This window comes from Nostoc sp. (assembly GCF_054880495.1).
Genome location: NZ_JBTYKD010000069.1, coordinates 59,042 through 74,059, shown reverse-complemented (window position 1 = coordinate 74,059; position 15,018 = coordinate 59,042). Strand labels below are relative to the sequence as shown.

At 38.4% G+C, this 15,018-nt stretch carries 7 protein-coding genes and 1 pseudogene; 6 read left to right on the top strand and 2 right to left on the bottom strand.

From position 1 onward, the window contains the following. Nucleotides 1-149 precede the first annotated feature (149 nt). Both ACYTXL_RS08300 and ACYTXL_RS08295 read left to right on the top strand, forming a co-directional pair. Nucleotides 150-1,172 (top strand): annotated as a pseudogene (locus tag ACYTXL_RS08300) (transposase). Between the two features lie 118 nt (nucleotides 1,173-1,290). Then, nucleotides 1,291-6,966, top strand: coding sequence for a trifunctional serine/threonine-protein kinase/ATP-binding protein/sensor histidine kinase (locus ACYTXL_RS08295; protein ID WP_461924293.1), 5,676 nt, complete (start codon nucleotides 1,291-1,293; stop codon nucleotides 6,964-6,966). Between the two features lie 136 nt (nucleotides 6,967-7,102). Here ACYTXL_RS08295 and ACYTXL_RS08290 read toward each other — a convergent pair whose 3' ends face one another. Both ACYTXL_RS08290 and ACYTXL_RS08285 read right to left on the bottom strand, forming a co-directional pair. Continuing rightward, nucleotides 7,103-8,494: a cytochrome P450 gene (locus tag ACYTXL_RS08290; RefSeq protein ID WP_461924292.1), complete on the bottom strand. Its 1,392-nt coding sequence runs from the start codon at nucleotides 8,492-8,494 to the stop codon at nucleotides 7,103-7,105. Between the two features lie 310 nt (nucleotides 8,495-8,804). Next, nucleotides 8,805-9,767 (bottom strand): terpene synthase family protein, encoded by a 963-nt coding sequence (locus ACYTXL_RS08285; protein ID WP_461924291.1) that lies wholly within the window; start codon nucleotides 9,765-9,767, stop codon nucleotides 8,805-8,807. A 660-nt stretch (nucleotides 9,768-10,427) separates the two neighbouring features. On the opposite strand from ACYTXL_RS08285, the gene ACYTXL_RS08280 reads away from it, so the two are divergent. The 4 genes from ACYTXL_RS08280 to ACYTXL_RS08265 all read left to right on the top strand — a co-directional run bounded on the left by ACYTXL_RS08280 (nucleotide 10,428) and on the right by ACYTXL_RS08265 (nucleotide 14,998). Beyond that, nucleotides 10,428-11,747, top strand: coding sequence for a hybrid sensor histidine kinase/response regulator (locus tag ACYTXL_RS08280; protein ID WP_461924290.1), 1,320 nt, complete (start codon nucleotides 10,428-10,430; stop codon nucleotides 11,745-11,747). 42 nt (nucleotides 11,748-11,789) lie between these two features. Then, the gene (locus ACYTXL_RS08275) at nucleotides 11,790-12,941 is read left to right on the top strand and encodes an FIST signal transduction protein (RefSeq protein ID WP_461924289.1); all 1,152 of its coding nucleotides are present in this window, start codon (nucleotides 11,790-11,792) and stop codon (nucleotides 12,939-12,941) included. Between the two features lie 6 nt (nucleotides 12,942-12,947). Continuing rightward, entirely contained in the window at nucleotides 12,948-13,991 is a 1,044-nt protein-coding gene (locus ACYTXL_RS08270) for a sensor histidine kinase (protein ID WP_461924288.1), read from the top strand. 464 nt (nucleotides 13,992-14,455) lie between these two features. Beyond that, nucleotides 14,456-14,998, top strand: coding sequence for a methanogen output domain 1-containing protein (locus ACYTXL_RS08265; protein WP_461924287.1), 543 nt, complete (start codon nucleotides 14,456-14,458; stop codon nucleotides 14,996-14,998). Nucleotides 14,999-15,018 lie beyond the last annotated feature (20 nt).

Genomic DNA, 15,018 nt, shown 5'->3' with positions numbered 1-15,018 from the left:
CGAAAATACTCCGTCTTTAATAACCGGTGTCCGATTAAAAGCGGGTAAAAATAGTTAGTTCACGCCTTATGTGAGATGGGGTAGCAAAAAAGAAAGGGAAACCACAAGATAAAGATAACGACACCAAAGCTTGAGGTCTCCAAATGAATATGGTAGATGGTTCAACCCTGTTGACCACAATTTTTGTGCTAGTAGATGATTGGTATCAGCAAAAAGGCTATCGTTATGTACCGTTATTACCGGGGCCATCACCAAGATTCACGATAGTGAAATGTTAACGTTATTGGTGACAATGGATTTTTTCGCATACCTAGGAGAACAGCAGTTTTTAGGGTTTGTCAGAGCAAACTATTTGAGCCTATTCCCGAAATTGTTAGATCAAAGCCAATTCAACTCTTATAGCTAGACGCTTGGAGGGAATGCTGGAAGAACTAAGACGTTTTTGGGTTCAAGACTTAGGGGCAATATTTGAGCGCACCTTGTTGTTAGATACAAAACCAGTACCAGTAGTTGGCTACAAACGCGACAAACACCAAAGTAATTTTACAGGCAGTGCTAATTATGGGTGGTGTGCCAGTCGCAAAATGAATTACTTTGGCTATAAGTTTGTCCTTGTGAGCACCCTGAGTGGTATTCCCTTGGTTTATTCTTTAGTGCCAGCAAGTACAGATGAGCGTTTAGCAGCAGAATCGGTTTTAGACTACGTTCGTGGTTGTCGTATCCTTGCAGATAAAGGATTTATCGGTGGTGAATGGCAAAGCGATATCTTTAAAACTACGGGTAATCAAATTTTTACCCCAAAACGAGCTAATCAACTTCAATAGGACTTACGCATCAGGTACGAAATGTAGGGGCAATACCCTGCGGGAAGCTAAAGCTACATGACTTGCCCCTACGGTAAATCAAGGCTTTCACTGCCTTTTTGCGTAAGTCCTGTTCAAAAACAGCCAAAAGCGTTTGAGGGTTTACTAAATAGCCTGCGCGAGCGTATTGAAAGTGTATTTAACGAGGTGCAAAATACCGAACGTAATTTGGAACGTCTACTGAGGAAGAAAGTTGATGGTATTTGCGTCCATGTTGCCGCTAAAATGACCAGTCATACTCTGCGTATTTTTCTGCGTCAGCGTTTTGGTATTGATGTCCTTACTTTTGAACAGCATCCTGTGGCTTAATTCACATAAGGCGTATTTTAAAATCCAAATTAAACAAAAAAATCCTATTTTATGATATTAATAGTCTTCACACGGGAATACTAAGCCATAGAAACAAGAATTATGAGCCTAGTCCGCAATGTTAGTAGTATTAAATACATTATATACCTTTCCTGGCTATGGCATTACCGAGCAAATTTACTTAGGCAGTAAAACCCTAGTTTATCGGGGCATTCGAGAACAAGACCAAAAATCAGTTGTTCTCAAATTCATGCGGAATGAGTATCCTACGTTCGCGGAAATCGCCCAGTTCCGAAATCAATATATCATCACCAAGAACCTTGATCTTCCTGGCATAGTCAAAACCTATAGCTTAGAAAACTACCGTAACAGCTACGTCTTAGTGATGGAAGATTTTGGCGGCATTTCCCTCCAAGACTGGCGACTAGAGGACGAGGGGAAGGAGGAAAACTGGTTTTCCCTCAATGAGTTTTTCCCCATTGCTATTAAAATTGCTTCTAGCCTTGAAGGACTGCATCATGAGCGCATCATTCACAAAGACATCAAGCCTGCCAACATCCTAATAAACCCTAGCACAGATGAAATAAAACTCATCGACTTTAGTATTACCACCCTCCTACCAAGAGAAATTCCATTTCTCACAAATCCCAACATCTTAGAAGGCACCCTGGCTTACATTTCCCCAGAACAAACTGGAAGGATGAACCGAGGCATCGACTACCGCACTGATTTTTATTCCCTCGGTGTTACCTTCTTTCAACTCCTCACCGGACAGTTACCCTTCACCACTAAAGATCCGATGGAGTTAGTTTACTCTCACATTGCCAAAGAACCGCTAAAAGCCAGCCGGATTAACTCCAATATTCCGTCAATTTTATCTGACATTATCAGCAAGCTGATGGCAAAAAATGCCGAAGACCGCTATCAGAGTGCTTTGGGGTTAAAGCATGACTTGAAGGTGTGCCAAAGCCAGTGGCAAGAAACAGGAAATATTGCACCCTTTGAACTAGGCGTGAGGGATATCTCAGACCGTTTCGTAATCCCTGAAAAACTCTATGGTCGCCAAAGTGAGGTTGAAACCCTACTCGCTGCTTTTAACCGTGTGACAGAGGGGGCAACAGAAATGATATTAGTCGCAGGTTTCTCTGGCATTGGCAAAACTGCTGTGGTCAATGAAGTCCATAAACCTATTGTACGGCAGCGTAGTTACTTCATCAAAGGAAAATTTGACCAGTTTCAACGCGACATTCCTTTGTCAGGATTGGTGCAAGCTTTTCGAGATTTAATTGGGCAACTACTCTCAGAAAGTGATGCCCAAATTCAACAATGGAAAGCCAAAATTCTGTGGGAATTGGGTACACAAACTCAGGTGATTATTGATGTAATTCCTGAACTCGAACAAATTATTGGCAAACAACCTGCGGTTACAGAACTCTCTGGCGCTGCTGCCCAAAATCGGTTTAATTTATTGTTTCAAAAATTCATCCAAATCTTCACGACCAAAGAACATCCCTTAGTTATCTTTGTCGATGACTTGCAATGGGCAGATACGGCATCTTTGAAATTGATTCAATTATTAATGTGTGAAAGCACCTTGTCTTCTCTTTCAGAAGAGACAGAACAGATGCGTGAAAGTAAGGGTGGTTTACTGTTAGTTGGTTCGTACCGAGATAATGAAGTTTCCAAGGCACATCCGCTTTACTTGACACTACAGGAGATTAAAAAAGCAAAAGTAATCATTAATACGATCAGCCTCGCACCCTTAAATCAGGGTGATTTAAATCATTTAATTGCTGATACCCTTCATTGCCCTGAAGTAGTTGCTGTTCCTCTCACTCAGATGGTGTTTGCCAAAACTAAAGGCAACCCCTTCTTTTCCGTCCAATTTATTAAGTCTTTACACGATGATGGGCTAATTGTATTAAACTTTGATGTTGGTCATTGGCAGTATGATATTTCAAAAGTCAAAGAATTAGCTCTCACAAATGATGTGGTAGAATTTATCGGACTGCAAATAGAGAAATTGCCAATATCTACCCAAAAAGTTCTGAAACTGGCTGCCTGTATTGGGAATCAATTTGACTTAAAAACTCTGGCGATCGTCAATGAAAAATCTGTAGTAGATACAGCATTAGACTTGTGGCAAGCATTACTTGATGGGCTAGTTTTACCACAGACTGAAAATTACAACATCTTTTCAAAAGATAATACTAATCAAGAGTTAATCATTCATGGAATAGAATCTACACAATTTTCAAGTTCTAATTTTCAGCAACCTAAATATAAATTCGTACATGACCGAGTGCAACAAGCTGCTTATTCTTTGATTCCTGAAGAACAGAAAAAGCCAATTCACTTAAAAATTGGGCTACTGTTATTAAACAATATTCCAGTTGCAGAACAGGAAGAAAAGATTTTTGAGCTTGTCAATCAATTTAATGTTGCAGTGGAATTCATCTCCTCTCAAGCTAAACGAGATGAACTAGCCCAGATGAATCTAATTGCTGGACGTAAAGCTTTAGCATCAACAGCTTATCCATCTGCGGTTAAGTATTCAAGTATTGGCATCCAACTGCTGGCAGATAATAGCTGGGAGAGGAAACATCATCTCACCCTGGCTTTATATGAGACTGCCATAGAGGCAGCATATCTAACTGGCAACTTTGAACAGATGGAACAATTAGTAGAGGTGGCGTTGGCACATGAAACACTACTGGAAAAAGTAAAAGTTTATGAAGTCAAAATTCAGGCTTATGGGGCGCAGAACCAAGCACTGGAGGCTGTAAATACCGCCCTAACCTTTTTGAAACTTTTGGGAGTGGAGTTTCCTGAACATCCAAGCCAGTCTGATATTGAGTTAGCAATGGCAGAATTAACATCAAATCTCAACGGGAAGCCCATTGAGGACTTAATTAATCTGCCACAGATGATAGAAGCCCAACCTCTGGCAATAATGCGTATACTATCAACTGCAATCTCTATTACCTATGCAGTTGCTCCTAAACTTTTTCCGCTAATTGTTCTGAAACAAATCGAATTATCGCTCAAATACGGCAATGCTCCCTTATCTGCCTTTGGCTATAGTAATTACGGGTTAATACTTAGCGGTTTAGTAGGAGATATTGAGTCTGGCTATCAATTTGGCAAACTTGCTGCTAGTCTGGTCGATAAGCTGAATGCTAAAGATGTTCAAGCTAAAATTACGCTGGGATTCAACACAACTATTCGGCATTGGAAGGAACATAGTAGGGAAGTATTAAAACCTTTACTGGAAGGTTACTATGCTGGACTAGAAATAGGAGATTTAGAATATGCAGCTTATTATCTCCACTCATATTCTTACTCTTCATATTTCATTGGTAAAGAACTGACAGGGCTAGAACGTGAGATAGCAACTTACAGCAATATTATCAGACAAATCAACCAAAAAACAGTATTGAACTGGATTACTATCCATCAACAGAGTGTCTTGAACTTGCTAGGAAATGTAGCAAATCCCTATCATTTAATTGGTGAAGCTTACGACGAAGAAAAAATGCTGCCGCTTTACCTTGACGCCAATGATGTCATGGGAATTTTCTATTTATATGTAAGTAAATTACATCTTTGTTACCTATTTGAGGAATATCCTTCAGCCTTGGAAAATGCTACTTTAGCAGAAAAGTATTTACAAGGTGGAATAGGACAGCAAGTGACTCCTCGTTTCTATTTGTATGATTCATTAGCACGACTGGCTGTATACGCTGATGCATCGGATTCTGAGCAAAAGTGCATTCTGAATAAGGTTCAAGCGAACCAGCAAAAAATGGAGCATTGGGCACATCATGCTCCGATGAATTATTTACACAAATATTATCTTATAGAGGCTGAACAGTATCGGATTTGTGGTCAATATCTTGAAGCAATCGAATCGTATGATCGCGCTATCTCCCTCGCCAAAGAACATGAGTACATTAATGAAGAAGCCCTCGCTCAAGAACTTACCGCCAAATTCTATCTAAAATGGGGTAAACATAAGATTGCCCAAACCTACTTAACAGATGCTTACTATAGCTATATTCGCTGGGGAGCAAAAGCCAAGGTTGACGATTTGGCAAAACGCTATCCTCAATTGCTCGCTCCTATATTTCAGCAAGGAAAACTGAGTATCCATTCCAGCCAGGAAAGCACTTCTTTCAATAACACATCTATATCATCTTTATCTACCCTGAGCGATCAACAAACTGTTATTGGCTCGAAGACAAGTATTTCTGATTCTCTGGATTTAGCCGCATTCATTAAAGCATCTCAAGCACTATCTGGCGAAATCGAGCTTGAACGACTACTTTCTACTTTAATGAAAGTTGTAATGGAGAATGCAGGAGCTTCTAAATGCGCTTTGATTTTAAGCGAAGGTGATAACTTAGCATTAACTGTCACTGCTGTTTGTTCAAGTTCAAATTTTGAGCATATCCACACTGAGTTTCCATCAACTTCCTTAGAGTCAAGCTCCGATGTTCCCATTACTTTGATTAACTACGTTAAACGCTCCAGAGAAATTTTGGTTATTGATGATGCAATGGCTGTTTATTTTCTAGCAGGTGATAGCTATGTTATCAGTGAAGAACCCAAGAGTTTGTTGTCTACACCTATTATTAATCAAGGTAAATTGATTGGGATTCTTTACCTAGAAAATTATCTGACGACAGGAGCATTTACACGCGATCGCGTAGAAGTCCTCAAACTCCTCACCACTCAAGCAGCAATATCCCTAGAGAATGCTATCCTCTACAAAAATTTAGCACAAGCTAAAGAAAGCTTGGAGGAATACAACCATACCCTAGAGGAAAAAGTCCAGAAAAGAACGCAGGAAGTTAACGACAAAAATCACTCTTTACAACAAGCTCTAGAGGAATTGCAACGTACCCAAATGCAATTGATTCAAAGTGAAAAAATGTCTTCTTTGGGAGAAATGGTAGCCGGAATTGCACATGAAATAAATAACCCTATTAACTTTATTCATGGCAATATTAATCATGCTACTGAGTATGTCCAAGCCTTGCTAGATTTGGTAGTCGTTTATCAGCAGGAATATCCCCGTTCTTCGTATTTAATTGACAAGAAAGCTGAGGAGATTGACATAGATTTTCTAATAGAAGACTTGCCAAAGATTCTAGATTCAATGAAAGTTGGGAGTTCGCGTATCCGAAATATTGTTTTGGGGTTACGCAACTTTTCTCGCCTAGATGAATCTGAGATGAAGCCTGTAGATGTTCATGAGGGAATAGACAATACTTTAATGATTTTACAACACCGAATTAAAGAAAAGAGCAATTTTCTGGAAATTCAAGTCATCAAAGAATACGGAAAATTACCGAAAGTTATTTGTTACCCTGGTCAACTAAATCAGGTGTTTATGAATATCCTGAGTAATGCGATCGATGCTTTAGAAGATTCCTTTGTCATTAGTGATCCATCATTGGTAAATGACAAAGAACAAATAACAAAGGACATAGATGTGTCTGAGGCTTCTCATAGGGTAGGACAAATTCACATCTTTACTGAACTAACAGATTCTAATACGGCGATAATTCGGATTGCCGATAACGGTTCTGGTATGACAAAAGCGGTGCAGCAGAAAATCTTTGACCCATTTTTTACCACAAAGTCAGTAGGAAGTGGCACGGGGTTGGGGTTGTCGATTAGCTATCAGATTATTGTGGACAAACACAAGGGTAGTTTAACCTGTGATTCCACATTAGGAAAGGGGACTGAGTTGGTAATTGAGATCCCGATGCAACAGTCAGATATTTAGACTAGTAAAGCGAAACCTGACATTTGGAAGTTTGTCGAGTTTTGCTCCGTTCTACCCAACCTACAATTCTAAAAACCCAGTTTGTCACAAAAACTGGGTGATTTCTAAGACTTATCAAAATAACTCTGACAAGCTACTAAGATACGGATGTAGTTGTCATATTAACTAAAGACTTTTGACGCGCACGCCGTCCTGTAATTACCATCTTGACTCCACTGGAAGGCGCAAGGTTAAAACCTCTACGCTGAGGTTTCTCTGGCCGCTGATCAACTAGTGCCAAGTCATAGCGTGATAAAACGGTTGCGAATACTAGCTTTATTTCAAATTGAGCCAAAGCTTGGCCAATACAACGACGAACACCACCGCCAAAGGGCAGGAATTCATAGGGAGAAAATTGACGTTCAATAAAGCGCTCTGGTTTAAATTCCTTAGGCTGGGGATACAAATCCTCTCGGTGATGAGTGAGATAAATACTGGGAAGCAGTACAGTTCCCGACTCTAAAGGATGTCCCAATAATTCAACGGATTCTTGGACTACCCTGGGAAACGAAAACATTGTAACGGGGTAAATTCGCAAGGTTTCATTACAGACAGCTGTGAGATATGGCAGTTGGTAAATGCTCATCGGATCTGGGGAATCACCCAGAGTGTCTAGTTCTTGGAGCAGTTTTTCCCGCACTAGAGGCTTTTGGTGAATCCAGTAAAATCCCCAAGACATTGCTGATGCCGTAGTATCATAACCGGCAAGTATTAGGGTTATTAACTGATCATGCAACTCTTGATCCGTCATCGGTTGGCCCGCTTCATCCCGAGATGATATCAGCAAAGAGAGAATATCGATGCGTTCTGGATCAGGTTTTTGCTGACATTCGGCAATTTCAGTGTAGAGGAATTGATCAATTTGCTCTCGATCGCGCAGGAACTTCCCCCAAGGACTCCAAGCTCCTAAATCCTGTTGCAAGAATGGGAAAAAGAATAAACTAGAAGTGAAAGGTGACTGAAAAAGGTTTAACAGTAACGGTAATAGTTGTCTAAGTTTTTGAATTTTTTCTTCCTCAAACAAGCCAAAGATAGCCTGTGAAATGACTTGCAGGGATATCTCCTCTGTTAGATTACGAGCGAAAAAGGGCTTGTTTAATGGTAACTGACTAAATAGTTTTTCAGACGCATTACAGATTAGCTGACCATAGGCTTGCATCCGCTCTCCATGAAAAGAGGGTATCACGAGTTGTCGTTGGCGTTTGTGGGCATCGCCCTCCAGCATCAGGACTGAATAATTACCCAAAAGCGGCTGCAAAATTTCGTTGAGTTTCCCGACGGCTGTAAACTTTTTTCTATCATTAGTTAAAATTTCCTCGATTCCTTGGGGATGGTTTACAAACACTACTGTGTCACCAAAACCGATGATATTACCAGTAAAAATATCAGGATATTGCTGGGCTGCATTTTCCATATAGCCTACAGGGTCATTAACCCACTGAAGCTTTTGTAGTAAAGAGGGGGTTTTGAGAAGATTAGGTAGTTGCATCTAATTTTTTACTTTTAAATTGTGGTGGGCTAATCTGATGGTGATTAATTCTTGCTATCTAAATTACTTAATGTCATAGATTCAAAATTCATTGTGTACAACTTAAAGACATCTTAGGTTAGTATTCCACGTTCACTGCTGAAGTAACTTTGGCTTATAGATAAACCGCATCTACCTTGAAAAACCTAGTTTTTTGGAATTAGGGTAAAGCTCAGAACTCAAGCCCCAACAAAATAACATACTTTCCTGAAAAATTCCAGGTTTCAAAGTGGACGAGGTTTAAATCTAGAGTATGATTTGATTATTTGAATTATTTTAGCTCCAGCCTTTCGGAATTCTGATAGCGAGAAGAGTGGGAATACCAATCGAGATTACCACGAATCCAACTATGCATACTTGATATATATTTTGAGCTATCAACATCTACTTCTTCTCCAAAAGATGGGAGAAATGATTCTAATCTCAATAAGGAACGTACTTCTTTATCGTGGATTTCTCTCACTTGTTTCGTTGCTTCTTCTAGAGAAATTTGCTTGTGATAATGCAAGACAAATATTAAATTGTGAACATCTCCACTAGCTATTTCTCTGGATGCGGAGAAGATATCATTAGACCAGGCAATAATGTCAGTTGTAATTAGTTCCAGTTTTTTCACCAGATAGTGATTTCTTAAAACATCGGGAATCATGAACTGATTACAAAATTCAGCTAATGCGAGAACAGCATAGACACCTACGCTTGACCTACGTATCATAATATAAGTGTCTACATCAGGTACAATTCCCTTGGCGCGGTTGGTTGCTTCCTGAACGCACCCACAGAAGTAGTCTTCCAAGTAGCTGATGAAGTAGTTGAACCATTTTATGCTAGCTCTTTGGAGAGTTCGTTGTCGTAAGTCAGCTAATGCATGACTGAATAGTGTATCCTGGCTTGTAAGTTCTGCACCGTTCAATATTTCTAAAAATCTTTGGTGAAAAACCTTTATTATTTCAGGTTGCTTTTTTAACTCTGATAGATCACATTGATCATCCCAAATAAACACCCAACTCAGCCAGTCATGTGCAATCTTCAGCTCTTCAATATTGCTATAAGGATAAGCAGATGCAGCTAAGAAAAAGAATTTAGACTTGCAAAAACGTTTATAAGTTGATTCATCAGCCAGGAGATTGAAGCTAAGTACCCATTCAAGAGCATACTCTTCTAAAATATCAACATCCTTATTGATCTGGGATGGAAATGGACAGTATAAATCAGGGTAAAGTAATTGCTTCACAAAAAATGTATTAGTTTAAAGTACTGAAAAAGATGAATCACAGTAGAACAAAGACAATAGATCAAGAGATTTATTAAGAATCTTTGACAAAAGTTTTTGAAAAATTCACAATAACACCACGTTTTCTGAATTGTGTGTAAATCCTATTTACACCACTATCAGTAGTATGTAAACGTATATGAGTATTTTCAAATCTATCTAACTATTGTTAAATATTTTTTAATAAAAGAATAACCGTAATTATGTTGAATTATATGTTTTTAATAAAAATAGCTACGTCTGTGTCTGTTCATCATAAATGCTGTTGACGAACTGAAAAATTTAAATTACGGTATCAACAATATTGTTCTGATTAGCGCTACTTTTATAAACAGACAAGGGTAATAATGACTAATTTCAGAGCGATCGTCTTCAGAAAGAGGATGTTTAACTTTAGTGAAAGTGAAGATTGGTGGTTAATTTCCATCCTGTAGCGATCGCACCCGTGGTTCCATAGGGCAATTTATTGTGAGAATGTTGCTGTTGTCAGAGTTTTTGGGAACTATAGTATTGTCAGACTAGAAAGAAGGTCAGTCAGTCTACCAATAAAATAGAGGTGACTTAACTGCGATCGCAGGATAATAGTCAACAACTAACAAGGAGTAAAATTAATTTAAATACATGAATTACAAACCAGATATAAAAATGCTTTATGTGCCCGAAGATAGTTTAATTTTAGTAGTGGATGATACAAAGACAAATTTAGAATTTGTCTTTGAGGTATTAACTAATGTCGGCTTTGAAGTTATTAGAGAAAATGACGGACAAAGGGCAGTTAAGCAGGCTGAATCTAGACTACCTGATTTGATTTTGCTAGATGTAATAATGCCGGGAATAGATGGATTTGAAACCTGTAAAAGGCTAAAAGAAAATTCAGCTACTTGTGATATTCCCGTAATTTTTATGACGGGAAATTCTGATCCGGTTAGTAAAGTAAAAGGTCTAAGTATAGGTGCGATTGATTATATCACTAAACCCGTTCATGAAGAAGAATTATTAGCTAGAATTAAAACCCATCTTCAATTACGAAATCTCACAAAAACTCTAGAAAAACGAGTTGCAGAAAGGACAGCAGCGTTGTCGAGGGCATTAAAAGACTTACAAGAGTCTCAACTTCAGCTTGTACAGACAGAAAAAATGTCTGCCCTTGGTCAATTAGTAGCAGGAGTTGCTCATGAAATTAATAATCCTGTTGGCTTCATTCATGGCAATCTCGGACATGCTTCAGTATATTTCCAAGACATGATTAAGTTGATTGATCTTTATCAGCAGCACTATCCTAATCCGGTTCCAGAAATTCAAGAGCAAATTGCAGCGATAGATTTGAAGTATATGCTTTCCGATCTACCTAACTTAATTTCCTCAATGCAAGAGGGCGTTCAGCGCATTGGCAACATTAGTACCAGTCTGAGAACCTTTTCTCGATTAGATAGCGATCGCAAAGTTTATTGCAACATTCATGATGGCATCGATAACACAATCATGATTCTCAAACACCGCTTAAAAGCATCCGAGGCTCGACCCGATATTCAAGTAATTAGAGATTACGATAATTTACCAGAATTAGAATGCTTTATCGGACAACTAAATCAGGTATTTATGAATTTGTTAGCTAATGCGATTGATGCCTTAGAGGAGTCTAATATAGGACGCACCTATATTGAAATTGAAGCAAATCCCAATCAAGTTTTGATTCAAACTACTCTTACTGAAGATAAAAATCATATTTTGATTCGGATTAAAGATAATGGCGTGGGAATGTCTCCTGATATCCAGCAAAAAATCTTTGACTATTTATTCACCACCAAGGCTGTGGGTCAAGGCACAGGATTAGGATTATCAATTACCCGTCAAATTGTTGTCGAAAAACATGGAGGAACTCTGGAGGTAAATTCAGCACTAGGACAAGGTTCAGAGTTTATTATCAAGCTTCCCATTTAAGAATCATAGCAAGTCGCGTTCATCAACATAACAGGTAAATTTATGTTCAAGGCAGTAGTCGGTCACAGTAACGATCCAGATTCTCCATCAGCAGTTGAAGAAGTTCTTCAGCAATGCGCCAGTTCTCTTGCAGGAGATATACCAAAAGCTGGGATTCTTTTTGCTGCAATTGACTTTGAACATTCTCTCATTTTGCAGCAAATTCATCAGGCTTTTCCGGGGATTCAATTGATTGGTGGAACAACCGATGGAGAAATTTCTTCAGTCTTAGAGTTTCAGCAGGACTCAATCACCTTGATGTTGTTTTGCTCAGACGAAGTTGAAATTCATGCAGGAGTTGGACGCAAAGTTTCAGGTGATCCAATTACAGCAACTAAACAAGCTGTGGAGCAAGCCAAAGCAAAAAGTACTGTAACCCCAAGGCTATGTTTAACTCATCCAGAGAGTCTCACAACTAGTGGTGTGGCTATATTGAATGGCTTAAAACTAGCTCTTGGGCAAAATGTGCGGATATTCGGTGGTTTAGCAGGTGATCAGTCAAGATATCAAAATACATATCAATTTTTTCAAACAGAAGTATTAAGTGATTCTGTACCAATTCTGCTTTTTTCCGGCACAATATTGTTTTCTCACGGTGTTGCAAATGGTTGGCATCCTATCGGTCAAAGAAGCAAAGTGACTAAGGTAGATAAGAACATAGTCTATGAAATAGATGGTAAGCCAGCTTTAGATTTTTATCATCATTATCTAGCTTTGTTTTCTCCTTCAATGGAATATCCACTAGCAGTCCTTGATCAGAATGGAGACAATTTTTATATAAGAGCACCTATTGCTTATAATCAGGAATCTGGTAGCATCACATTTTTTGGAGATATTCCCGATCAAGCCATTATTCAAATTTCTGAAACAAGTTATGAAGATATTCTGGCAGCGTCCAAAGCTTCATTCATGAATGCCTTAGATACTTATCCAGGTAAAGAACCAAGTAGTGTTTTATTTTTTTCATGTGTAGCTCGTCGGCAAATACTTGGTACAAGAGCAAAAGAAGAGTACCAGAATACGAAACTTTGTCTGACTGACTATTTACCTGCTTGTGGATTCTATTGTTATGGAGAGATTGCTCCTCTAGATAGAATTAGCGATACGCAATTCCATAATGAAACTTTTGTAACTTTAATTTTGGGAACTCGGTAAAAGCTGATGGAAATCGTGGATTATCAACAAGAAATAAAGCAATTAAAAAAAGAAAATAGAATTATTAAAAAACAATTGGAGCGCTCGGAATCAGACCGGGAAAAACTCGAAGAAATAAATAATAAAAAAGAATGCTTGCTAAGAAAAGTAATTAATGAATTAGAGGAATATCAAAATAAGTTAGAAGAAAGAAGCCTTGAATTAGAAATGATGCTTCTTAATCTTCAGATAATGCAGAATAAGATGTCTAGTTTGGGAAGTCTTGTCGCAGATGTAGCTCATGAAATTAATAACCCAGTTGGGTTTATAGCAGGTAATCTGGCTCCGGCTCAAGAGTATATTGATAATTTGTTACATCTGATCGAGCTTTATCAGCAAACCTATCCTAAAGCATCTCATAAAATTCAAGAAACAATCAAAGTGATTGATCTGGAGTATGTGCGCGAGGATCTACCTAAACTCATTTCCTCAATGAAAGAAGGCACAGATCGCATTTGTAACATCAGCAACAGCTTGCGAACTTTCTCTAGAGCAGATACAGAACAAAAAGTTCTATTTAACCTTCATGAAGGTATTAACAACACTCTGCTTATTCTCAAGCACCGTTTGAAAGCTAATAAGATTCGTCCTGTTATTGAAGTAGTTAAAGATTACGGCGAATTTCCTCTAGTAGAATGCTTTCCAGGACAACTTAATCAGGTATTTATGAATCTATTGGCAAATGCCATTGATGCTTTAGACGAGTCTAACTCTGGACTAAGTTTTGATGAAATTAAGGCAAATCCCAATCAAATTACAATTCATACTGCCCTAATTGAAGATACAAATCACGCATTGATTCAGATTCAAGATAATGGTATAGGAATATCGGCTGATGTTCAGCAAAAAATGTTTGGGCATTTATTCACAACCAAACCTGTGGGAAAAGGAACAGGATTAGGATTATCAATTGCCTATCAAATAATTGTCCAAAAACATCGAGGAACCCTAAAAGTAAATTCTGTGTTAGGAGAAGGTTCTAAGTTTATAATTACCATTCCAATTTCTTGAAGTGACAAATATCCAAATTATTCAAATTAATATTATGAAAAATAAGTAAGTGGGCGTGAATAATTAAAGATTTGTAGTCAGGGCTAATTTAATTAATTTTACGGGAACGTAAGCTAGAAGCTGAGTTTTCCTCTTAAAAGCAGGACTTACGCAAACAATAGCCGAAACCATGATTTTCTTCTTAGGGCAATACCCTGCGGTCAGCTAAAGCTACATGAATTGCCCCTACCGTGTGTAGTTTTGCGTAAGTGCTAAAAAGATAACGCGAAAAGTCAGAAGCTAGAAGAGACTTTGCAAATTGGGGACTGTCGCAACGACAAAATTCAGAATTGGTGACGACTGATACTATTCATGAGAAACAAAAGCAAGCATCAAATTCTGTGAAGAAAGAGAGTAAGCAGTTAGTTTAGAGTGATTTTGGGGAACTCTATAACTGTAATTCCAAAATTGTGTCCTCAAAATTTATGACAGATACACTTAACATCTCAGTAGCTACACTTAATCTTTCTTTAGAACGCGATATATTTTTACGTACATTAATCAGAGAATTATCTGGCACTTTGCATGATGTCGTTGGCTTAGAAGAAGCTTCTGGATTTATTAGTGTAGTTGGTGGAACGATGGGTAGACAGCTAAACCAAGATTACAAATCTGCTCTGGAAGTCTCTAACCTTTCTCGTAAGCAGGTAGCTGATGTGTTGGTTGATTTAAAAAGACGAATCCAGGGTGATTTTTATGTGATTGAGCAGAATGATGAAAAAATTGTTCTTGGCAATCGCGTCTGCCCATTTGGCGACAAAGTGCTTAATCGCCCTGCCATGTGTATGATGACTTCAAACGTCTTTGGGACGATCGCAGCTAATAATCTGGGGTATGGGAAAGTAGAATTACAAGAGACAATAGCAGAGGGTGCTTCTGGATGTACAGTTATTGTTTACTTAAAAATTACAGAAGAGGCAGAAAATGCAGAAGGTCGAGAATACTTTAAGGGAGTAGAATCTGTGTAAAGTCTTCAATACTAAAGCAA

What these genes read in the sequence shown, in the direction of transcription:
- ACYTXL_RS08270 (WP_461924288.1), top strand. Translation starts at nt 12,948, where the DNA reads ATGGAAATCGTGGATTATCAACAAGAAATAAAGCAATTAAAAAAAGAA.
- ACYTXL_RS08280 (WP_461924290.1), top strand. Translation starts at nt 10,428, where the DNA reads ATGAATTACAAACCAGATATAAAAATGCTTTATGTGCCCGAAGATAGT.
- ACYTXL_RS08265 (WP_461924287.1), top strand. Translation starts at nt 14,456, where the DNA reads ATGACAGATACACTTAACATCTCAGTAGCTACACTTAATCTTTCTTTA.
- ACYTXL_RS08295 (WP_461924293.1), top strand. Translation starts at nt 1,291, where the DNA reads ATGTTAGTAGTATTAAATACATTATATACCTTTCCTGGCTATGGCATT.
- ACYTXL_RS08290 (WP_461924292.1), bottom strand. Translation starts at nt 8,494, where the DNA reads ATGCAACTACCTAATCTTCTCAAAACCCCCTCTTTACTACAAAAGCTT.
- ACYTXL_RS08275 (WP_461924289.1), top strand. Translation starts at nt 11,790, where the DNA reads ATGTTCAAGGCAGTAGTCGGTCACAGTAACGATCCAGATTCTCCATCA.